At 66.9% G+C, this 19,501-nt stretch carries 24 protein-coding genes; 12 read left to right on the top strand and 12 right to left on the bottom strand.

Annotated elements, in window-relative coordinates:
- Positions 1–53: 53 nt before the first annotated feature.
- The 6 genes from EJC49_RS25625 to EJC49_RS11170 form a co-directional block, all read right to left on the bottom strand.
- Complete coding sequence (locus EJC49_RS25625) at positions 54–230, bottom strand: hypothetical protein (RefSeq protein ID WP_170314681.1); 177 nt, start codon at positions 228–230, stop codon at positions 54–56.
- 60 nt (positions 231–290) lie between these two features.
- On the bottom strand, positions 291–1,598 hold the full coding sequence (gene purB, locus EJC49_RS11190) for an adenylosuccinate lyase (RefSeq protein WP_126700014.1): 1,308 nt from the start codon (positions 1,596–1,598) through the stop codon (positions 291–293).
- Positions 1,599–1,655: 57 nt separating this feature from the next.
- Positions 1,656–2,144: a hypothetical protein gene (locus EJC49_RS11185; protein ID WP_126700013.1), complete on the bottom strand. Its 489-nt coding sequence runs from the start codon at positions 2,142–2,144 to the stop codon at positions 1,656–1,658.
- Positions 2,141–2,869 (bottom strand): DUF2259 domain-containing protein, encoded by a 729-nt coding sequence (locus EJC49_RS11180; protein ID WP_126700012.1) that lies wholly within the window; start codon positions 2,867–2,869, stop codon positions 2,141–2,143. The genes EJC49_RS11185 and EJC49_RS11180 overlap by 4 nt, the downstream gene beginning before the upstream one ends.
- Before the next feature lie 75 nt (positions 2,870–2,944).
- Positions 2,945–3,964, bottom strand: coding sequence for a P1 family peptidase (locus tag EJC49_RS11175; protein ID WP_126700011.1), 1,020 nt, complete (start codon positions 3,962–3,964; stop codon positions 2,945–2,947).
- 4 nt (positions 3,965–3,968) lie between these two features.
- On the bottom strand, positions 3,969–5,042 hold the full coding sequence (locus EJC49_RS11170) for a branched-chain amino acid ABC transporter substrate-binding protein (protein WP_126700010.1): 1,074 nt from the start codon (positions 5,040–5,042) through the stop codon (positions 3,969–3,971).
- A gap of 166 nt (positions 5,043–5,208) precedes the next feature.
- On the opposite strand from EJC49_RS11170, the gene EJC49_RS11165 reads away from it, so the two are divergent.
- The 8 genes from EJC49_RS11165 to EJC49_RS11130 all read left to right on the top strand — a co-directional run bounded on the left by EJC49_RS11165 (position 5,209) and on the right by EJC49_RS11130 (position 12,007).
- Positions 5,209–5,703 carry a flavin reductase gene (locus EJC49_RS11165; RefSeq protein ID WP_126700009.1) on the top strand — a complete coding sequence of 165 codons (495 nt, stop codon included), beginning with the start codon at positions 5,209–5,211 and terminating at the stop codon, positions 5,701–5,703.
- Between the two features lie 32 nt (positions 5,704–5,735).
- A complete protein-coding gene (locus EJC49_RS11160) occupies positions 5,736–6,665 on the top strand; it encodes an AAA family ATPase (protein WP_126700008.1) in 930 nt (309 codons plus the stop codon).
- Positions 6,666–6,670: 5 nt separating this feature from the next.
- Entirely contained in the window at positions 6,671–7,915 is a 1,245-nt protein-coding gene (locus EJC49_RS11155; protein WP_126700007.1) for a vWA domain-containing protein, read from the top strand.
- A 28-nt stretch (positions 7,916–7,943) separates the two neighbouring features.
- Positions 7,944–8,279: an XdhC family protein gene (locus tag EJC49_RS11150; RefSeq protein ID WP_126700006.1), complete on the top strand. Its 336-nt coding sequence runs from the start codon at positions 7,944–7,946 to the stop codon at positions 8,277–8,279.
- A gap of 12 nt (positions 8,280–8,291) precedes the next feature.
- Positions 8,292–9,002 (top strand): XdhC family protein, encoded by a 711-nt coding sequence (locus EJC49_RS11145; RefSeq protein ID WP_126700005.1) that lies wholly within the window; start codon positions 8,292–8,294, stop codon positions 9,000–9,002.
- Positions 8,999–10,609, top strand: coding sequence for an NTP transferase domain-containing protein (locus tag EJC49_RS11140; protein WP_126700004.1), 1,611 nt, complete (start codon positions 8,999–9,001; stop codon positions 10,607–10,609). Before EJC49_RS11145 ends, EJC49_RS11140 begins: the two co-directional genes overlap by 4 nt.
- Positions 10,610–10,674: 65 nt before the next feature.
- Entirely contained in the window at positions 10,675–11,553 is an 879-nt protein-coding gene (locus tag EJC49_RS11135) for an alpha/beta hydrolase (RefSeq protein ID WP_126700003.1), read from the top strand.
- Positions 11,554–11,587: 34 nt separating this feature from the next.
- Entirely contained in the window at positions 11,588–12,007 is a 420-nt protein-coding gene (locus EJC49_RS11130; RefSeq protein ID WP_126700002.1) for a DUF1330 domain-containing protein, read from the top strand.
- 7 nt (positions 12,008–12,014) lie between these two features.
- Here the strand turns inward: EJC49_RS11130 and EJC49_RS11125 are convergent, their stop codons facing one another.
- Together EJC49_RS11125 and EJC49_RS11120 are read right to left on the bottom strand one after the other, a co-directional pair.
- Complete coding sequence (locus EJC49_RS11125; protein ID WP_245453366.1) at positions 12,015–12,680, bottom strand: DUF1176 domain-containing protein; 666 nt, start codon at positions 12,678–12,680, stop codon at positions 12,015–12,017.
- A gap of 106 nt (positions 12,681–12,786) precedes the next feature.
- A complete protein-coding gene (locus EJC49_RS11120) occupies positions 12,787–13,089 on the bottom strand; it encodes a hypothetical protein (RefSeq protein ID WP_126700000.1) in 303 nt (100 codons plus the stop codon).
- A 118-nt stretch (positions 13,090–13,207) separates the two neighbouring features.
- On the opposite strand from EJC49_RS11120, the gene EJC49_RS26060 reads away from it, so the two are divergent.
- The 4 genes from EJC49_RS26060 (at position 13,208) to EJC49_RS11100 (ending at position 16,716) form a co-directional block, all read left to right on the top strand.
- On the top strand, positions 13,208–13,657 hold the full coding sequence (locus tag EJC49_RS26060; protein ID WP_245453365.1) for a hypothetical protein: 450 nt from the start codon (positions 13,208–13,210) through the stop codon (positions 13,655–13,657).
- Positions 13,658–13,787: 130 nt separating this feature from the next.
- Entirely contained in the window at positions 13,788–14,084 is a 297-nt protein-coding gene (locus EJC49_RS11110) for a DUF2218 domain-containing protein (protein WP_126699999.1), read from the top strand.
- Positions 14,085–14,191: 107 nt separating this feature from the next.
- Positions 14,192–15,241: an aldo/keto reductase gene (locus EJC49_RS11105; protein ID WP_126699998.1), complete on the top strand. Its 1,050-nt coding sequence runs from the start codon at positions 14,192–14,194 to the stop codon at positions 15,239–15,241.
- Positions 15,242–15,261: 20 nt separating this feature from the next.
- The gene (locus EJC49_RS11100) at positions 15,262–16,716 is read left to right on the top strand and encodes an amidase (protein ID WP_245453364.1); all 1,455 of its coding nucleotides are present in this window, start codon (positions 15,262–15,264) and stop codon (positions 16,714–16,716) included.
- A gap of 17 nt (positions 16,717–16,733) precedes the next feature.
- On the opposite strand, the gene EJC49_RS11095 is transcribed toward EJC49_RS11100, so the two are convergent.
- The 4 genes from EJC49_RS11095 to EJC49_RS11080 all read right to left on the bottom strand — a co-directional run.
- Complete coding sequence (locus EJC49_RS11095) at positions 16,734–17,165, bottom strand: TA system VapC family ribonuclease toxin (RefSeq protein ID WP_126699997.1); 432 nt, start codon at positions 17,163–17,165, stop codon at positions 16,734–16,736.
- 5 nt (positions 17,166–17,170) lie between these two features.
- On the bottom strand, positions 17,171–17,437 hold the full coding sequence (locus EJC49_RS11090; protein ID WP_126699996.1) for a CopG family transcriptional regulator: 267 nt from the start codon (positions 17,435–17,437) through the stop codon (positions 17,171–17,173).
- Between the two features lie 45 nt (positions 17,438–17,482).
- The gene (locus EJC49_RS11085) at positions 17,483–19,015 is read right to left on the bottom strand and encodes an acyl-CoA carboxylase subunit beta (protein ID WP_126699995.1); all 1,533 of its coding nucleotides are present in this window, start codon (positions 19,013–19,015) and stop codon (positions 17,483–17,485) included.
- 160 nt (positions 19,016–19,175) lie between these two features.
- Positions 19,176–19,501, bottom strand: a 326-nt coding sequence (locus EJC49_RS11080) for a VOC family protein (protein ID WP_126699994.1), incomplete at its 5' end; no start/stop codon positions are given.

The following is a 19,501-nucleotide window of genomic DNA, read 5'->3' as shown; positions in this document are numbered from 1 at the left end:
CGTTCATCCTGCCGACAAGGTGAATGAATCGTATCAGGCGGCGGCGCGGCGGCTCAGCCGTTGGTGGCCGGTTCGCTCACGCTTTCGATGACGTCGTCGATGATCTCGTCGAAATAGCCGTCGGCATAGAGAAAGATGCCGAGCGCCAGACAGGCGACGACCGTCCAGACCACATAGGGCGTGATGCCGCGGCGCGGTTCGTCGTCGAAACCGAAATCCTGTCCTGCCATCCATCGTCTCCGGATCAAGCCTGTGAGAACAAAACTCGCGACCGACGGCGGCGTTCCGCCTCAGGCGGCGCCGAAGACCCGGGCAAAGATCGTATCGACGTGCTTGGTGTGGTAGCCGAGGTCGAATTTTTCGCGCAGGTCGTGCTCGGAGAGGGCCGCGCGCACGTCGTCGTCGGCCAGGAGCTCCTCGAGGAAGTCCGCGCCGTGCTCCCACACTTTCATGGCGTTGCGCTGCACCAGCCTGTAGGCATCCTCGCGCGAGACGCCGGCCTGGGTCAGTGCCAGCAGGACGCGCTGCGAGTGCACCAGGCCGCGGAACTTGTTCATGTTCCTGAGCATGTTGTCGGGATAGATCACCAGCTTTTCGATGACGCCCGCCAGCCGGTTCAGGGCGAAGTCGAGCGTGATCGTCGCGTCCGGGCCGATCCCGCGCTCGACGCTCGAATGCGAGATGTCGCGCTCGTGCCAGAGCGTCACGTTTTCCAGCGCCGGCACCACCGCCATCCGCACGAGGCGGGCGAGACCGGTCAGGTTTTCGGTCAGGACCGGATTGCGCTTGTGCGGCATTGCCGACGACCCCTTCTGGCCGGGCGAGAAGAACTCCTCCGCTTCGAGAACCTCGGTACGCTGCATGTGGCGGATCTCGGTCGCGACGTTCTCGATCGAGGAGGCGATGACGCCGAGGGTGGCGAAGAACATGGCGTGGCGGTCGCGCGGGATGATCTGGGTCGAAACGGGCTCGGGAACGAGGCCGAGCCTTTCGCAGACATGCTCCTCGACGCGCGGATCGATGTTGGCGAAGGTGCCGACGGCGCCCGAAATGGCGCCGGTGGCGATTTCGGCGCGCGCATTGACCAGCCGGTCGCGGTTTCGGTTCATCTCGGCGTAGAAGCGCGCGAAGGTCAGGCCCATCGTCGTCGGTTCGGCATGAATGCCGTGCGAGCGGCCGATGCGCACCGTGTCCTTGTGCTCGAAGGCGCGCGTCTTCAACGCGGCAAGCAGTCGGTCCATGTCGGACAAGAGGAGGTCGGCGGCGCGGACCAGCTGGATGTTCAGCGTCGTGTCCAGCACGTCCGACGAGGTCATGCCCTGGTGGACGAAGCGCGAATCGGGGCCGATGAACTCCGCCAGATGCGTCAGGAAGGCGATGACGTCGTGCTTGGTCACCGCTTCGATCTCGTCGATGCGCGCCACGTCGAACTCGGCCGATCCGCCCTTTTCCCAGATGGTCCGCGCGGCTTCCTTCGGGATCACGCCGAGTTCGGCCAGCGCGTCGCAGGCATGCGCCTCGATCTCGAACCAGATGCGGAACTTGGTCTCGGGCGACCAGATGGCGACCATTTCGGGTCGCGAATAGCGCGGGATCATGCGTCGGTCCTCGTGGGGAATGCCAAGCGGACCCCGTAGCAGACGCGGCCGCCAGCCTCAACGCCGCTGGCGCGCCTGCATGAGGGAAAACGCCAGCAGCGCGGCCAGCCCGAGCGGCAGGTACATCCGCAGACCAAGCACGAGGAAATGATAGAAGGCCGCGGCCATGGTGAAGACGTACTGGAACGTCCAGCCGATCGAGAAGGCCGGTTCGTGCCAGCGGGCGTAGTAGAGACGGTACCAGTAGCCGAAAAAGACCGCCGTCAGCGCGATGGTGGCGCCCGCCAGCAGCACCATGGTGGCGGCAAAGCGCGTCTCGGCGCGCTTTCCGCCCAGATATTTCGCGATGATCGTGGCGGGCGCATAGGCCAGGAAGGCACCGGCGCCGAACAGGGCGACGACGAAGGCCTGTGCGTCCCGGTTCTGCCACTCCCGCCACAGCAGGGACAAGGCCGCGGATGCGCCGATGGCCAGGGCCCAGGCCAGCGAACCGGCGAGCAGCCAAAGCGCAGCCTTCAGGCGGTTGCGGTCAGGCCTGCCGGTCACAGTCGGCCGGCAACCGCGATCCAGTGGTAGCTGGGCCCTTCGAAGCCGAAGGAGCGAACCGCGATCAGGACCGCGAAGGATGGCAGGCCCGTGTCCGGATGGACGGTCTGGACAGCCCCGATCCGGTAGCCGAGCGGACAGCCGCGGCTGGAGGGAATGCGGCTGTCCTCGTGCAGCAGGCTGACGGAGCCGCCCGCCGCCAGATCGACCCGCAGCAGCCGGTAGCCCTTGGTCGGTCCGAGGTTTTCGCAGCCGGTGGCCTCGAGGTCGTACTCCTCCAGGCGGAACTCCACCGCCGTGTCGATCGGCGGGATGACCGGCCGCGGATTGACCGCCATCCGGTGAGGATCGGCGGAAAGCTCGGTGATCGCATTCGAGCCCGCCGTGTAGCCGCGGTTCTGCGCCAGTTCGGCATCGGCGACGATGGCCTGGCCACGCGTCCGCGCCTGCGACCGGGCTTCCTCCAGTGTGGCGTTCTCGTCGTCGATCCTGACGCGGATCGGCGAGCCCGGAACGAAGCCGTCGGTCGCCACGTCGACATAGAAGCGGTTGGCATAGGGAAAGCCGGAGCCATCCTGGATGCCGTGTTCCTCGAAGGCGAAGATCGAGGCATCGGCGTCGAAGCCGAGAATTTCGAGCGCGGAGATGTTTCCCGCCGAAGCGTCAAGGCTGCCGAGCGGGACCGACAGGGCGATCGAGGCGGCTGCGGCCAGTTTGCGGATCATGGCTGTTCTCCCGGTTTCTCGCCCCGCCTCACTGTGCCACCGAAGGGCCGCTTCGATCCAGAGCCCCGGCGCCGATCATCGAGGGTCCCAACGCGACCGCCATGTCGGAAAATAGTCTCCCGGGGCGGCTTCAGCCTCGAAAACCCCCCGGGCGACCGCGCGCGCCATGGTCGCGGCCGCGGCCGCGCCGAGTTCGATCGATGCGTCGCCTTCCAAAACGACGCCGCTGCCGCCGGTGGCGAGCGCGAACACCAGATCGCCATCGGCCGGCGTGTGGGCGGGCCAGATCGCGCGTGCGAAGCCGTCATGGGCCGACATCGCCAGCCGCTTGGCGCCGGCCTTGCTCAGGACGGCGTCCGTGGCGATCACCGCGATCGTGGTATTGGCGGCGGGCGAATTGCCGCTGCGGAATTTCAGCCGGACATCGCTGGCGTCGCCCGGAACGGATGCCGGCAGTCCGGCGCCGCCGAACTCGTTTCCGATCTCGAAGGGCGCCGCCCAGAAATGCCGGGTGTCGCCCATGGTGACCGCACCGACCGCGTTCACCGCCACGAGCGCGGAGACCGTGATGCCGTTGCCGAGCACCGTCGAGGCCGATCCGAGACCGCCCTTCAGCCCCGCCGTCAGCGCACCGTAACCGGCCCCGGCCGTGCCCAGGGCGAAGGTCTCGGCCGCCCTTTCGGCCGCCTCGTAGCCGAGTTCGCGATAGGGCGGGTACCGGCCCCAGTCCTTGTCGCCGCCATTGATCAGGTCGAACAGGATCGCCGCCGGGACGATCGGGATCGACTGGTCGTGGACCCTGACGCCCACGCCCCGCTCGCGCAGACAGGCCTGGACGCCGGACGCGGAATCGAGGCCGAAGGCCGACCCGCCCGACAGAACGATCGCGTGCACCTCCGCGACCGAGTTGTGCGGTTCGAGCAGGTCGGTCTCGCGGGTGCCGGGCGCGCCGCCGAGAACCTGGACGGCCGCGATGGTGGGCTTGTCGCAGACGACGACGGTGACGCCCGAGCGGATGCGCGGGTCTTCGGCGTTGCCCACGCGCAGGCCGGCCACGTCGGTGAAGAGATTGCGGGTGCCCGCCCGGAAAGCCATGCGTTCAGTCCATCGGTTGGAAGGCCGTGCCGTCGTAGCGGTACAGCCGGAAATGCTCGCCGATCCAGTCGCCCTTGTCGTCGAAGCGGACCGGACCCAGCGCGGTCTGGAACGTCTGCCCGGACAGGGCCGCGGCGATCGAGCCGCCGTCGTCCTCGGCCGTCTGGAGGCTCTGGAGGACGATCTCGACCGCGGCGTGGGTGGACAGGACGTAGTCCGCCGGAAGCACCTGGCGCTCGGCCAGCCGCTCGAGCAGCGCCGGATCGGCCGTCGCGGCTCTGTCGACGGGCGCGACCATGAGCGTGCCGGGCACGAGGTCGACGTCGTCGCGGGCCGCGCGCAGCGCTTCTCCTCCGGCGATCACCAGGTCGTAACCCAGTTCCCGCGCATCGCGGCCGAGAATGGCGAGATCGGCGCGATCGCCGCCGGCGAAGACGTGGGTGGCGCCCGAGCGGCGCAGCCGTCCCGCAAGCGCGATCTGGTTTTCGAGCTGGGGCCTGAAGGTGTCGACGAAGACGGGGCTCAGTCCGGCCTGCTCGGCGGCGATGCGAAAGCCCTCCGCGAGCTCACGCCCGTAGATCGTGCCGTCGTCGACGATGGCAAAGAGGTCCTCGCGCCACCGGCTGGTGAGAATGCGCGAGACCGCCGCCAGCTCGCCATCCGTGCGCGGCGCCAGCCGGTAGACGGGCCATCCCGTCCGCTCGCGGCGTTCTGTCAGGCTGGCCACGCGAACGCCGGTGGTGATGACGGGGATGCCGGCCCTGGCGAGGATCGGCATCGCCGCCTCGATGGCTTCCATGCACAGGAAGCCGGTCACGGCGGCGACTTCGGCGACCACGAAGAATTCGGCGGCGGTGCTGCCGCCTTCGGCCGAACACTGCGTGTCGACGATTTCCAGCGTCGACCCGTCGCGCGCGGTGGAGATGGCCGTTTCGGCGCCGTCGCGCATCTGCCGGCCGAGCAGTTCGGTGGTGCCGGTCAGCGGCGCGGCGAGCCCGATCGATGCCGCGCCGGCCGGGAAGACGGTTGCGCCGGCCATGGCGAGGATCACCAGCGCTGTGAAGGCTGCCTTCTGCATCGTGTCTCGGGTCGGACCGGTCCTCGCCCACGCCGGAAAGGCCTGGTTCGCATCAACTGGTAAAGAACGAAGCGTTCATGTGCAATGCACACTGCGCGGCTTGTGGCCTTGGCGGCTGGCCCTATATTGCGCCACATGTTGGAAATGGGCTGAAGGGCATGGCCGGGTGTTGAAGAAGAGTGAAATCGAACCGGCCCGCTATCGCGACGCCATGGCAAATTTTGCCGGCGCCGTGCATGTCGTGACCACCGACGGCCCGGCCGGCAAGCGGGGCGTGACCGTGATTGCCGCCTGTTCGGTGTCGGACGCCCCGCCGACCATACTGGTGTGCCTTAACCGCACCGGCGGCAAGAACGACGTGTTTCGGGACAATGGCTTGTTCGCGCTGAACACGCTGGCAGCCGAGCATCAGGCCCTGTCGGCCGACTTCGCCGGCCTGACCGGCAAGCCCCCGGAGACACGTTTCGACGGCGATTGCTGGGAGACGATCTCGACCGGCGCGCCGACGCTGAAGGACGCGCTCGCCGTGTTCGACTGCGAACTGATCGAGGCGAAGGACTTCGCCACCCACCGCGTGCTCTTCGGACGCGTGACCGGCCTTCGGATCGGAGACAACCAGTCGCCGCTGATCTATCATCGCCGCGACTATCGCGTCCTTTGAGGCGACCGCCAAACACACAGTCAGGAGTCGGCATGTCCGAGGAAACAAGCCACGCGCTTCCGCAGTCGATCGACGAGACGATGGCGCTGCTCGAAAGCGCGGACTATGTGGCGGACCGTGCCCTGGCGACGGTTCTCTTCCTGGCGTTGCGGATGAAACGGCCGCTGTTCCTGGAGGGCGAGGCGGGCGTCGGCAAGACCGAGATCGCCAAGGTGCTGGCCAAGTCGCTCGGCCGCAAGCTGATCCGCCTCCAGTGCTATGAGGGCCTCGACGTTTCCTCGGCGGTCTACGAGTGGAACTACGCCGCCCAGATGATCGAGATCCGGATGGACGAGGCCGCCGGGCAGACCGATCGCGACCGGATGGAGAAGAACGTCTTCTCCGAAAAGTACCTGATCCGCCGGCCGATCCTGGAGGCGCTGGAAGGGTCTGGCGGCCGCGCGCCGGTGCTGCTGATCGACGAACTCGACCGCACCGACGAGGCATTCGAGGCGTTCCTGCTGGAAATCCTGTCGGATTTTCAGGTGACGGTGCCGGAGCTCGGCACGATCAAGGCGGAAGAACCGCCGATCGTCATCATCACCACCAACCGCACCCGCGAGATCCACGACGCGCTGAAGCGGCGCTGCCTCTACCACTGGGTCGACTATCCGAACGCCGAGCGCGAGCTCGAGATCGTCGCGCGCAAGGTGCCGCAGGCCAACAGGCGGCTCTCGGCCGAACTCGTCCGCTTCATTCAGAAACTGCGCGAGATCGATCTGTTCAAGGTGCCGGGCGTGGCCGAGACGATCGACTGGGCGAGCGCGCTGACCGAACTGGACAAGATCGCCCTCGACCCGGAGACGGTGTCCGACACGATCGGCGTCATCCTCAAATACCAGGACGACATCGCCCGCATCGAGCAGGGCGAAGGCCGCCGGCTGCTGAAGGAAGTCCAGTCGGAACTGGCGAGCGCGGAGTAGGGCGGATGTCCGGCGCCTTCCCCAACGCCGCGAAGGCCGACGGGCGGCTGGCCGACAACATCGTCTATTTCGCCCGCGCCCTGCGCAAGGCGGGCATGCGGGTGGGACCCGCCTCGGTGACGGATGCGATCGAGGCGGTGCTGGCCGCCGGGATCGGCAGCCGCGAGGATTTCTACTGGGTGCTCCACTCGGTCCTGGTGACGCGGCACGAGGACCACGCGACCTTCGACGAGGCGTTTCGGCTGTTCTGGAAGTCACGCGAGCTGGTGGAAAAGATGCTCGCGATGTTTTCGCCAAAGGCGCCCGACACGCGCGAGAAGCAGAAGCCGCGCGCTGCCGAAAGCCGCGTTGCGGACGCCATGTTCGAAGGCCACGACAAGCACCGCAAGCCGCAGGAGGTGCCCGAGATCGAGGTCGACGCGCGGCTGACCTTTTCCGGCAGCGAGGTGCTCCGGGGCAAGGATTTCGCGCAGATGACGGCGCGCGAGATCGCGGAGGCGAAGCGGGCGATCACCCAGCTGAAGCTGCCCTTCGATCTCGTTCGGACGCGCCGCCATCGTCCCGACCCGCGCGGGCGGCGCACCGACCCTCGCGCCATGCTGCGCTCGGGCCTGCGCACCGGCGGCGACCTGATCCTGCCGAAGTTTCGCTCGCCGAGGGAGATTCACCCGCCGCTGGTCGTGCTGGCCGACATTTCGGGTTCGATGAGCCAGTACACGCGCATCTTCCTGCATTTCCTGCATGCGCTGGCTGAAAAGCGCAGGCGCGTCCACACCTTCGTCTTCGGCACCAGGCTCACCAACCTCACGCGTCAGATGCGCCACCGCGATCCCGACGAGGCGCTGGCGGATGCCTCGCTCGCCGTGCGCGACTGGTCGGGCGGTACGAGGATCGGCGAGACGCTGCACGAGTTCAACCGGCTCTGGTCGCGGCGGGTGCTGGGGCAGGGCGCGATCGTGCTGCTCATCACCGACGGGCTGGAGCGCGACGACGTCGAATTGCTGACGGTCGAGATGGAGCGGCTGCACAAGTCGTGCAGGCGGCTGGTCTGGCTCAACCCGCTGCTGCGCTTCGACGGCTTCGAGGCCAGGGCGCGCGGGGTGCGGGCGATGCTGCCGCATGTCGACGAGTTCCGTCCCGTCCACACGCTGAACGCGCTGACGGATCTGTGTGCCTCGCTCTCCGACAGCCGCCCGCGCGGAGCCGATCCCCGCCGTTTCATGGCGCCTGGCAATCGCCGGGCCGCGTGACCATATTCCAGCCGGGAGAACCCGCACCATGTCTGATCCGACACTCGACGAGACCCGCGATCCGCTGCTGATTGCCGAAGGCTGGATGAACGAGGGCAGGGACGTCGCGATCGCGACCGTGGTCGAGACGTGGGGCTCTGCGCCAAGGCCCGTCGGCAGCCATCTGGTGATCGATGCCGAGGGCAATTTCCACGGTTCGGTCTCCGGCGGCTGTGTTGAAGGGGCTGTGGTCGCGGAGGCGGTCGACATCATCGGGACCGGCAAGCCGCGCATGCTGGAGTTCGGGGTCGCCGACGAGACCGCCTGGCAGGTGGGGCTTTCCTGCGGCGGCCGCATCCGGGTCTATGTCGAGCGGCTGGGCTGAGCGGAGGCACCGATGGATCCCCTGTCGCTGAAGAAGATCAACGCCGAGCGCAAGGCGCGCCGGGCGGCGATGCTGGTCACCGATCTTTCGGACGGGCGCGACCGCGTGGTTCGCGAGGGCGACGCCGTGGCTGGCGACCTGGGCGCGGCGGTCGCAAAGGCGTTCCGGTCGGGCAGGTCGGGCACGGTGGAGGCCGATGGCCGACCGTTCTTCCTCAACGTGCATCTGCCGCCGGCACGCCTCGTCGTGATCGGCGCCGTCCACATCAGCCAGGCGCTGGCGCCGATGGCGCGGATCGCCGGCTACGACATCGAGATCATCGATCCGCGCACCGCCTTCGCTACGCCCGAGCGGTTTCCCGGGGTGCCGCTGTTTGCCGACTGGCCGGAGACGGTGCTGAAGGAAAAGCCTTTCGACGCCTATACGGCGGTTGCCGCCGTCACGCACGATCCCAAGATCGACGATTTCGCATTGAAGGCGGCGCTCGATGCCGAATGCTTCTATGTCGGGGCGCTGGGCAGCCGGAAAACCCATGCCAAACGGGTCGAGCGGCTGATGGGGATGGGAACGAGCGAGGCGGCCATTGCACGCATCCATTCGCCGATCGGCCTCGACATCGGCGCGGCCAGCCCTGCCGAAATCGCGGTCGCAGTGCTTGCCGAAATCATCACTGCCTTCCGTTCGCGCGGACTTACGCAAGAGGCCGAAGGCCACGCGGCATGAGGTTCGGTCCGATCCCGGTTGCACAGGCGCCCGGCGCGATCCTCGCCCATGCGACGTCGGCGGGCGGCAGGAAGCTGAAGAAGGGTCACGTGCTGACCGCCGACGACATCGCCGCGCTGGAGGCCGACGGCGTCGGCACCATCGTCGTCGCATCTCTGGACCCCGACGATCTGGACGAGGACGAGGCGGCGCGCCGCATCGCGGCCGCGCTCGTCACCCGCAACATCGAGGTGAAGGCGCCCGCGACCGGACGGGTCAATCTTCACGCGAAAACCGCGGGCGTGTTCACGGTCGATCGCTCGCTCATTGATGCCATCAACGCCGTCGATCCGTCGATCACCGTCGCAACCGTGGCCGAATTCGCCGCCGTGAACGCCGGTCAGATGGTGGCGACCGTCAAGATCATCCCCTTCGCCGTCGCCGCCGGCCTCGTCGAGGAAGTCGCGCGCCTGTGCGGCGGTCGTGACGCCTTCGCCGTGCACGCTTTCCGGGCACGACGGGTCGGCCTCGTCCAGACCGTGCTGCCGGGCGTGAAGCCGAGCGTGCTCGACAAGACGGCGCGCATTACGCAGGCGCGGTTGGCGCGATCCGGCAGCGTCCTGTCGGGCGAACGGCGAACCGCCCATGACGAGGCGGACCTCGCCGCCGCCATCGCCGAAGCCGCAACAGGCAACGATCTGGTGCTGGTCTTCGGCGCGTCGGCGGTGAGCGATTTCGATGACGTCATCCCGGCCGCGATCCGCAAGGCCGGCGGCGTGGTGGAGCGTTTCGGCATGCCGGTCGATCCGGGCAACCTCCTGGTGCTCGGCAGCGTCGGCGACGTGGCCGTGATCGGAGCGCCGGGCTGTGCGCGCAGTCCGAAGGAAAACGGCTTCGACTGGATCCTCGACCGGCTGGTCGCCGGGGTGCCGGTCAGTTCGGCGATGATCGCCGGCATGGGCGTCGGCGGGTTGCTGATGGAAATTCCGACCCGGCCGCAGCCGCGCGAGCGCCTGTCGCCCGCAGCGAAGCCTGTCGTCCATGCCGTGCTGCTGGCCGCCGGTCGGTCGAGCCGCATGGGCGGCCCCAACAAGCTGATGGCGGATTTCGACGGGCAACCGTTGCTCGCGCGCACGGCAAGGCGGGTTCTGGCGAGCCGCGCGGCGGAGACCGTCGTGGTGCTCGGCCATCAGGCGGAGAGGGCGCGCGCGGCCCTGGACGGGCTGGCCGTCCGGATCGTGCTCAATTCCGACTACGCGACCGGCCTGTCCGCGTCGCTGAAGGCAGGCGTCCGGGCCTTGCCGCCCGAGGCGGCTGGCGCGCTGGTGATCCTGGGCGACATGCCCGGCATCAGCGCCGCCGATCTCGATCGGCTGGTCGCGGCTTTCGAGGAGGCCGGAGGCCAGGCGATCGTGCGCGCCACCTTCCATGGCAAGCGCGGCAATCCGGTGATCCTGCCGCGTGCGCTGTTTGCGGATGTCGAGGCGCTGACCGGCGACACCGGCGCCCGCCACATCGTCGAGAGCGGTGCGGCCGACGTCGTCGATGTCGAAATCGGGGAGGGCGCCTTCCTGGACGTCGACACGCCCGAGGCCATGCACGCCGCCGGCGGGGTGCTGCGAGGATGATCGGATCTTCGTCAGCGCCGGGCCGCGACTTGCGCCGCGCGGCTCGATCCGTCACATCATCGGGGATGATCCGGTCGTTCCGCCTTGCCCGTCATGTCATTCTTGCCGCCTGCGCCTCGCTCGCGGCCACGATGGCGGTCGCGGCGGAACCGCTGAAGCCCTACAAGGACGATCTCTTCGCCTATCCCGGCATCATCGAGACCCGCGACGAGGGCGCCTATCGCATCGTCGACTATCGGGAGATGCGCGACATCAATGGCCGCGACGAAGTGCCGGAACGGCGCGCGCAGGCGAAATACGTGTCGCTGGGCGTGCGCCGGCAGGAGCAGACCCTGGCGCTCGACGGGATCGGGCATGTCGCGGTGGGCCGCACCGAGGGCGCGCGGTTCATCACGGTGTACCTCCACGGCCAGGGCGGCAGCCGCAAGCAGGGCGTCGACGACTTCACCTTCGGCGGCAACTTCAACCGCATCAAGAACCTGATGGCGGCCAATGAGGGGCTCTATCTTTCACCCGACTTCCCCGATTTCGGCGCCGCCGGCGCGGCGGCTGTCGCAAGGCTGATCGCCTATTACGCAAACAAATCGCCGCAAGCTTCCGTCTTCATTGCCTGCGGATCGGCCGGCGGTGCGCTTTGCCACCGTCTCGCGAACGACCCGCAGGTGGTCGGGAGACTGGGCGGCCTGCTGCTGCTCGGGTCGCTGTGGGACGATGGCTACGTCCGCAGCGCCGCGTTCAAGGCGAAGGTGCCGCTTTTCATCGGCCAGGGAAGCCGCGACAAGGTCTTTCCGGTCGAGCGGATGGAAGCCTTCTACCAGTCCGTCCGCAAGGCCGCGCCGGGCTATCCGATCCGGTTGGTCCGGTTCGAGAGTGGCACGCACGGCACGCCGATCCGCATGACGGACTGGCGCGAAACGCTGAACTGGATGCTGGCTGCGCGGTGAGCCGTGATGGCGGCACTATTGGGAGGAGAAGGCCATGAGCGGCTACGTCGATCCGCTGCGTGAAACGTTCGGCGAATTCCGGCAGTTGCCGGATGAGGGGCCGATCCACATGCTGAACCTCGTGCGGCTGCGCGACGAGGCGCGCTATCCCGACGGTCGCAAGGCCACGGGCGCGGAGGCCTATGCCGCCTATGGCCGCGAGAGCGGGCCGATCTTCCGGGGCGTCGGCGGCCGCATTGCCTGGTCGGGCGATTTTCGCCTGATGCTGATCGGGCCGGCGGAGGAGCGCTGGGACCGATGCTTCATCGCCGAATACCCCTCCGGCGCGGCCTTTGTGGAGATGGTCAAGAACCCCGACTACCAGAAGGCCGTCGTGCACCGGCAGGCGGCCGTGCTCGATTCGCGCCTGATCCGCATGGCGCCCCGCCTGTCGGGCGACGGTTTCGGCGAGTGAGTTCGCGTCAGGGCGCGGTGAAATAGTCGAGCACGACCTGCGGATTGATCTCCCCGTCATAGGTCGCGTCGACCTCGTATCGCACCAGGGTGAAGTTCCCGTCGCGAAACAGCCACAGCCCCGTCGACGAAGCGTCGCCAAGGCCGCGCCACTTGGCGTCGGACGTGATCGTGAAATCCTCGGCGACATAGTCGGAATTGACGAGGAGCGCGCGCGTGGTGAAGCCGATGATGCGCATTTCCTCGACCGGCTTTTCGGAATCGTCGTCCTCGTGCCGGATGTCGAGTTCCGGTTCGGCGAAGGAAAGTTCGCGCAGCCCGTCGAGTTGGGTCGACAGGTAGTAGACGTGGATTTCATTGTAGGCGCCGGCCCGGCAGAAGAAGCGGATCAGCGTCGCCTGTTCGAGCGGGTCGTCCTCGCCGGCATAGCCGGGGCGGAATTCGATGGTGTGGACGTCGGGTGCCGGCGGCTCGTCGAAGGGCAGACCGTTGCATTCCTCGCCGCGACTGGCCTCGTAGAGGCTCCGTGCCCTGGCGAGGAGATCGGGTTGTGCCGCAGCTTCCGACGCGGCGTCGGCCGAAGCCTCCGGTCCCGGCTCGTCCTCGGCGAAGACGGGGTGAGCAAGGGATACCGTCCCGGCGAGCAGAACTGCAGCAAGACCCATTCGACGCATGACGAATCTCCTCGTGTCCGGTCGAGGATATTCCGCATGCATTGCGGCGCATCTGTGAAGCGTCGACCGTCGGGGCAGCAACGCCGCCCACGATGCGCCGTCGCCCTCAGCGCGCCGCCATCTGGCGGGCGATGCGGGGAAAGTCGGCGGGCTTGATGTTGATGTCGGCCCGCTCAGCGCCGCTCATCGCGCCAAGCAGGACCATGGCCGAGCGATAGCGCTGTTCTTCGGTGGGACGGGGACGGGCGAAGAATTCGGTCATGAAACCCATGATGTTGCTCCAGGTCAGTCTCCTCCGCGCCGCCTGAATATCGGAGATTCGTGACGATTTTGCAGTGCAGCATTCCGCATGGCTGATATGCGCGCCTCGCCTTGATCGCCGGCGCACCGGGCCGGTTGCAGCCTCCATGCGGCTTTGCCGGACGTCTCAATTTCAACCGGTTCCGCGACAGGATTGTTAATCGGTTCTGACGTACCGTCGGCAACCTATTCGAGTATCCCGGCGTTGAAGGTCGCAGGACCCTGGCATGAACGGCTTCACAACCAGCGAATTCACCTCTCTTCTGGACGAACTCCTCGCTCGCTCGGAACGCCAGGAGGAGGCGCCAGCGCGTCCCTCGGTACCCTTCGGCTTCGTGACGCCCGACGCCGCAGTCGAGGAACTGTGGAAGAGCGTGCCCTCGGACTTCGTGGCGAAGGTGTATGGCGAGGCCAGCGAGCGCGAGACGGTGGAGACCACGCCGAGCATGGAAATGCCGGAGCCGCTGCCATCGACCAATCCGGAAGACATCGCGGCCGAACTGCGGATGGCGAATGCCCGCTGGCCGAAGGATTTCGATCGGATCCGGCGCGAGTTCGCGCTGGTCAACCACCCCGACAAGGTCCTGCCGCATCTGCGTGATCGCGCCGTCGTACGCATGCAGATCGCCAACATGATGATCGACCGCGAGAAGCGCAAGGCGATCGCGCGCGGCTGAACGCGCGCCGGCCGATCCGGCGCGGAGGGCGGCGGATTGCCAAAGTTTCATTTTCCAGTCAGCTTTTTTGGTTGCCTTTGCATCCGTCTCGTTCAATCTCGGCTGCGCCAAGCAACGGAGACCAAACGACATGCCGGACGCCCCCTATGCCCTCTCCTCCCATGCCGACGTGAAGACGGACATGGCGAGCCGCTATCTGCAGCAGCTGTGCAAGCACTTCGGACACAAGATTCCGGCCGAGTTCACGCCCGAGGCGGGGACGATCCGCTTTCCCTTCGGCCATTGCGCGCTGACGGCCGCGAACGACGTTCTGGCGCTGGACGTCACGGCGGCGACCCAAGAAGACCTCGAACGCATGCGGGGCGTCATCGGCAGTCATCTTGAGCGGTTCGCCTTCCGCGACACGCCGACGATCGCCTGGACCTGATCCATCGGCAGGTAGGGGTGATTGTCTGCCGGCGTTGACGGTTCTAGGATGGGTTTACCGCCTTCGGGGCTCGCCCCCGGCTGATTCCAATCCTGACGGAGTTTCCCATGCAACAGCGCCCGCTCGGCCGCACCGGCCTGTCCGTGTCCGCGATCTGTCTCGGCACCATGACCTGGGGCGAGCAGAACACCGAGGCCGAAGGGTTCGCGCAGATGGACCTCGCCGTCGACCGCGGCGTGAACTTCTTCGACACGGCCGAGATGTACCCGATCCCGCCCAAGGCGGAGACGCAAGGCCGCACCGAGACGATCATCGGCAACTGGTTCAGGCGCACGGGCAGGCGCAACGAGATCGTGCTCGCCTCGAAGGTGGTGGGCCGCACCGCCAATGACTGGTTTCGCGGCGGACGTCCCTCGAAGCTCGTCCGCGCCGACATTTTCGATGCCGTGGAAAAATCGCTGGCGAAGCTCCAGACCGATCGCATCGACCTCTACCAGATCCATTTCCCGGAACGGCCGATTCCATGGGGCGCAAACCCGACCCGGGTGACCGAGCCGCCGGCGACACTCGACGACGAAACGCCGATCGAAGAGACGCTCGCCGTCTTCGACGAACTGGTGAAGGCCGGCAAGATCCGCCATTTCGGGCTGTCGAACGAGAGTTCGTGGGGTGTAATGCGCTATCTCGCGGAGAGCGAGAAGGGCGTCGGGCCACGCGTCGCCTCGCTGCAGAATGCGTACAATCTCGTCAACCGCACCTTCGAGGTGAACCTCGCCGAGGTCTGCCGCCGCGAAGCGGTGAGCCTGCTCGCCTATTCGCCGTTGGCCCAGGGCTATCTGTCCGGCAAGTATGAGGGCGGCGCGCTGCCGGACGGGTCGCGCAAGAAGCTGTTCGACCGCTTGCAGCGCTACGAGACGCCGGGCGCGGCGGAGGCTTTCGTCGCCTATGCCGAAGTTGCAAGATCCTTCGGCATGGAGCCCGCTTCGTTTGCCAACGCCTTCGTCACGCATCGGCCGTTCATGACGTCGAACATCGTCGGTGCGACGACGATCGAGCAGTTGCGCATGGCCCTCGATTCGGCCGATGTTCGCTGGACGGACGACATGCAGAAGGCCGTGGACGCCATTCACCAGCGGGTGGGCAATCCCTGTCCGTGAGCCGCGCCGGGAGAAACGAGATGACCGAGATGGCGCAACCGGCGCATGGCCGTTTCGACCCACCCGATGATATCTGCCGGCTCGGCGCGACGGAACTCGCCGCCGCGATCCGGGCGCGACGGGTCTCGGTGGTCGAGGTGATGCGCGCCTGTCTCGCTCGCGTCGCGGCGGTGAACCCGCACGTCAATGCGATCGTATCACTGCGCGACCGGGAAGAGTTGCACGACGAAGCGTCGGCCGCCGATGCGGCGCTCGCGCGCGGCGAGGCGCCCGGACCGCTGTTCGGGGTTCCGATGGCGATCAAGGATCTCGCCCAGACGAAGGGCCTGCGCACCACCTTCGGCTCGCCGCTTTTCGCAACCCATGTCCCCGACGTCGACGACATCTTCGTCGAGCGGATCCGCGCGGCGGGCGCGATCCTGATCGGCAAGACCAACGTGCCGGAGTTCGGCTTCGGCTCGAACACCTACAATCCGGTCTTCGGCCCGACCTTCAACGCCTTGTCGCACGGGATGACCGCGGGCGGGTCGAGCGGCGGCGCGGCGGTGTCGCTGGCGCTGCACATGCTGCCGGTGGCCGACGGCTCGGACATGGGCGGGTCGTTGCGCAACCCCGCCGCCTTCAACGACGTCTACGGTTTCCGGCCGAGCCAGGGCAGGGTGCCCGCCGGCCCCGCGCCCGAAGGCTTCGTCGCCCAGATGGGGGTGGAAGGGCCGATGGCCCGCAGCGTGCGCGACATGGCGCTGCTGCTTTCCGTGCAGGCGGGATACGACCCTCGCGCGCCGCTGTCGCTCGACGGAAAGCCCGACTTCGTCACGGACCTCGTGCCGGAGATGGCGGGACGGCGCGTCGCCTGGCTCGGGGATCTCGGCGGCAAGCTGGCGATGGAGGCGGGCATCCTCGACCTGTGCGAAGCAGCCCTCGGGCTCATGGAAGAGGCGGGCGCCCTGGTCGAACCGCATGTGCCGGCCTTCGACATGGAGGCGCTGTGGCGGGCCTTCGTGACGCTGCGCCACTTCACGTCGGGCAGCGCGCTGAAGGTATTCTACGACGATCCGGACAAGCGCGCGCTTCTGAAACCCGAAGCGATCTTCGAGGTGGATGGCGGGCTCGACCTCGTCGCCGCGCAGATTTTCGCCGCCTCGCAGGTTCGAACGGCGTGGTACCGCCATGTGCTGTTGCTGTTCGAGCGGTTCGACGTCCTGGCGATCCCGACCGCGCAGGTCTTCCCGTTCCCGGCGGAGCGGCACTGGCCCGACGAGATCGCCGGCCGCAGGATGGACAGCTATCACCGCTGGATGGAGGTCACGGCGCTCGCCACCATGGCCGGCCTGCCGGCCGTCAACGTGCCGGTGGGCTTCAGCGCCGACGGCCGGGCGATGGGCATGCAGCTGATCGGCCGCCCGCGCGGCGACCAGGCGGTGCTGAACCTGGCTGCCGGGTATGAAGCGGTGACGCCGTTCGGGGTGAGGTGAGGTGGTCGTTTGAGCGGCTACGTCAATATCAGCAGATTTCTGGCTGTCGCTCCGATGACGGGCGCAGACGTTATGCGTGTGTCGAACGTGATCAGCCGGCCCGCATTGGATAGCGCGAGCGCAAGCAGGTAGACGTCGGTTAGCTGTTTCGGACCGCGTATCGCGTTGAAATCGAAACGACCTGCATCGGTCAATGAAATCGTGTCCTGCCAGAACTCGTGGCTGGCAGCACCGATCTGGCGCGAGAGGAGCGTCTGCGCGTCCGAAAGCGGAATCGGACTTGGATAGTTTGGATTGGAAACCACCCGCAGGAAACCGTTTTGCGTAATGGGGCATGTAGCCCACCCGTCGCCTGCATCGCTCGACCACCATCGATGTGCCCGTTCATGATGGACGTGGATCGGGTCGAAGAGCGCCAGCAGCACGTTCACGTCGAGCAGCGAACGCATCCCGCTCATTTCTCGATCAGATCGGACAGGTCACTTTCCAGCAGGAGCTCGTCGACCATTTCAGGTGTTGCTCGCCCTGAGCGATGCGACAGCACGATCCAGCCGTTGCGTTCGGCCGTCTCGACTGGCCGCTGATCCCCTCGATCTGACGATTGGCCCAGACCTCGTCGGGCAAGATCGGAAAGGACTTTTCCCGCGCTGGTATGCTCGGCGTCCGCTATGCGCTTCGCCGCCTCAAGCACGTCGTCGTCGATTTCGAGTGTTGCGCGCATGACCAGACATCTAGCTCATGCACCCACCCTCTTCAATGCGGGAGCTTACAACGGAATGTTGTCGTGCTTCTTCCAAGGGTTCTGCATGTCCTTGTTGCGCAACATCCTGAGCGCACGCGCCACGCGGCGGCGTGTGGAATGCGGCATGATCACCTCGTCGACATAGCCGCGCTCGGCGGCCACGAAAGGCGACAGGAAGCGATCCTCATAGGCCTTGGTGTGGGCGGCGATCTTGTCTGGATCGGCAATGTCCTTGCGATAGATGATCTCGACCGCGCCTTTGGCGCCCATCACCGCGATCTGCGCCGAAGGCCAGGCATAGTTCATGTCGCCGCGCAGATGCTTCGACGCCATCACGTCGTAGGCGCCGCCATAGGCCTTGCGCGTGATGATCGTGATCTTGGGCACCGTGGCTTCCGCGTAGGCGAACAGCAGCTTGGCGCCGTGCTTGATCAGCCCACCATACTCCTGCGCGGTGCCCGGCAGGAAACCCGGCACGTCGACGAAGGTGACGATCGGGATCGAGAAACAGTCGCAGAAGCGCACGAAACGCGCCGCCTTGCGCGAGGCATCGGAGTCCAGCACACCGGCCAGCACCATTGGCTGGTTGGCGACGAAGCCGACCGTGCGGCCCTCGACGCGGCCGAAGCCGGTGACGATGTTCTTTGCGAAATTCTCCTGGATCTCGAAGAAGTCGCCTTCGTCGCAGGTCTTCAGGATCAGTTCCTTGATGTCGTAGGGCTTGTTGGCGCTGTCGGGCACGAGCCGGTCGAGCGACAGGTCCGCGTCGTCGACGGACTGGAAGCATTCGATCTCGGGGATCTCGGCGGTGTTGGAGGCGGGCAGGAAGTCGATCAGCCGGCGCATCTGCAGCAGCGCCTCGACGTCGTTGTCGTAGGCGCCGTCGGCGATCGAGGATTTCGTCGTGTGGATCGACGCGCCGCCGAGCTGTTCGGCGGTCACCGTCTCGTTGGTGACCGTCTTCACCACGTCGGGCCCGGTGACGAACATGTAGGAGGTGTCGCGCACCATGAAGATGAAGTCGGTCATGGCCGGCGAGTAGACGTCGCCACCCGCGCAGGGGCCCATGATCAGCGAGATCTGGGGGATGACGCCGGAGGCCAGCACGTTCCGCTGGAAGATCTCGGCATAGCCGCCGAGCGCCGCCACGCCCTCCTGGATGCGGGCACCGCCGGCATCGTAGAGGCCGATGATCGGCGCGCGGTTGCGCAGCGCCATCTCCTGGACCTTCACCACCTTCTCGGCATGCGCCTCCGAGAGCGAGCCGCCGAAAACGGTGAAATCCTTGGCGAAGAGGAAGACGGTGCGTCCGTTGACGGTGCCCCAGCCGGTGACGACGCCGTCGCCGGCATATTTGGTCTTCTCCATGCCGAAATCGGTGGAGCGGTGTTCGACGAACATGTCGAATTCCTCGAAGGAGCCCTCGTCGAGGAACACGGCGATACGCTCGCGGGCGGTGAGCTTGCCGCGCTTGTGTTGCGCGGCAATGCGCTCGGCGCCCCCGCCCTGGCGGGCGATCTCGCGCCGCCGCTCCAGCTCGACCAGCACGTCCTTCATCCCAAGCGTCCCCCACATCCGTTGCGCCGCGCGTTCGCCACCGTGTTACCACGGCGCAAGAGGAGCGCAATCCCTACGGACGGCGCGAGGGGATGGGAAGCGATCCGATCATCCGGGCGGGCCGATCGATGCGCCGGCCCTCCCTCGCGATCCGCGCGGGCTACCAGCTGCCGGTGTTGGGCATCGAGGCCCAGGGCTCCTGCGGAGCGAGTGCCTCGCCCTCCTGGAGCAGTTCGATCGAGATGTCGTCGGGAGACTTCACGAAGGCCATGTAGCCGTCGCGAGGCGGCCGGTTGATCGTCACGCCCTTGTCCATGAGGCGCTGGCAGGTCTCGTAGATGTTGTCGACCTTGTAGGCCAGATGGCCGAAATTCCGCCCGCCCGAATAGGCTTCCGGATCCCAGTTGAAGGTCAGTTCGAGTTCGGGCGCGCGATTGGCCGACGAGGTGGCCTTGTCCTTCGGGGCGGCGAGGAAAATGAGCGTGA

The sequence above is a fragment of the Aquibium carbonis genome, from assembly GCF_003970795.1.
Lineage (GTDB): Bacteria > Pseudomonadota > Alphaproteobacteria > Rhizobiales > Rhizobiaceae > Aquibium > Aquibium carbonis.
Note: the sequence above shows the minus strand (reverse complement) of the source record. Positions and strands in the feature narration are given on the sequence as shown.

Coding starts and splice junctions, on each gene's coding strand:
- EJC49_RS11175 (WP_126700011.1), bottom strand. CDS start 3,964: ATGGCTTTCCGGGCGGGCACCCGCAATCTCTTCACCGACGTGGCCGGC.
- EJC49_RS11135 (WP_126700003.1), top strand. CDS start 10,675: ATGATCCGGTCGTTCCGCCTTGCCCGTCATGTCATTCTTGCCGCCTGC.
- EJC49_RS11180 (WP_126700012.1), bottom strand. CDS start 2,869: ATGATCCGCAAACTGGCCGCAGCCGCCTCGATCGCCCTGTCGGTCCCG.
- EJC49_RS11125 (WP_245453366.1), bottom strand. CDS start 12,680: ATGCGTCGAATGGGTCTTGCTGCAGTTCTGCTCGCCGGGACGGTATCC.
- EJC49_RS11145 (WP_126700005.1), top strand. CDS start 8,292: ATGGATCCCCTGTCGCTGAAGAAGATCAACGCCGAGCGCAAGGCGCGC.
- EJC49_RS11095 (WP_126699997.1), bottom strand. CDS start 17,165: ATGCGTTCGCTGCTCGACGTGAACGTGCTGCTGGCGCTCTTCGACCCG.
- EJC49_RS11100 (WP_245453364.1), top strand. CDS start 15,262: ATGACCGAGATGGCGCAACCGGCGCATGGCCGTTTCGACCCACCCGAT.
- purB (WP_126700014.1), bottom strand. CDS start 1,598: ATGATCCCGCGCTATTCGCGACCCGAAATGGTCGCCATCTGGTCGCCC.
- EJC49_RS11140 (WP_126700004.1), top strand. CDS start 8,999: ATGAGGTTCGGTCCGATCCCGGTTGCACAGGCGCCCGGCGCGATCCTC.
- EJC49_RS11120 (WP_126700000.1), bottom strand. CDS start 13,089: ATGGAGGCTGCAACCGGCCCGGTGCGCCGGCGATCAAGGCGAGGCGCG.
- EJC49_RS11085 (WP_126699995.1), bottom strand. CDS start 19,015: ATGAAGGACGTGCTGGTCGAGCTGGAGCGGCGGCGCGAGATCGCCCGC.
- EJC49_RS11105 (WP_126699998.1), top strand. CDS start 14,192: ATGCAACAGCGCCCGCTCGGCCGCACCGGCCTGTCCGTGTCCGCGATC.
- EJC49_RS11130 (WP_126700002.1), top strand. CDS start 11,588: ATGAGCGGCTACGTCGATCCGCTGCGTGAAACGTTCGGCGAATTCCGG.
- EJC49_RS25625 (WP_170314681.1), bottom strand. CDS start 230: ATGGCAGGACAGGATTTCGGTTTCGACGACGAACCGCGCCGCGGCATC.
- EJC49_RS11160 (WP_126700008.1), top strand. CDS start 5,736: ATGTCCGAGGAAACAAGCCACGCGCTTCCGCAGTCGATCGACGAGACG.
- EJC49_RS11155 (WP_126700007.1), top strand. CDS start 6,671: ATGTCCGGCGCCTTCCCCAACGCCGCGAAGGCCGACGGGCGGCTGGCC.
- EJC49_RS11170 (WP_126700010.1), bottom strand. CDS start 5,042: ATGCAGAAGGCAGCCTTCACAGCGCTGGTGATCCTCGCCATGGCCGGC.
- EJC49_RS11110 (WP_126699999.1), top strand. CDS start 13,788: ATGCCGGACGCCCCCTATGCCCTCTCCTCCCATGCCGACGTGAAGACG.
- EJC49_RS11150 (WP_126700006.1), top strand. CDS start 7,944: ATGTCTGATCCGACACTCGACGAGACCCGCGATCCGCTGCTGATTGCC.
- EJC49_RS11090 (WP_126699996.1), bottom strand. CDS start 17,437: ATGCGCGCAACACTCGAAATCGACGACGACGTGCTTGAGGCGGCGAAG.
- EJC49_RS26060 (WP_245453365.1), top strand. CDS start 13,208: ATGAACGGCTTCACAACCAGCGAATTCACCTCTCTTCTGGACGAACTC.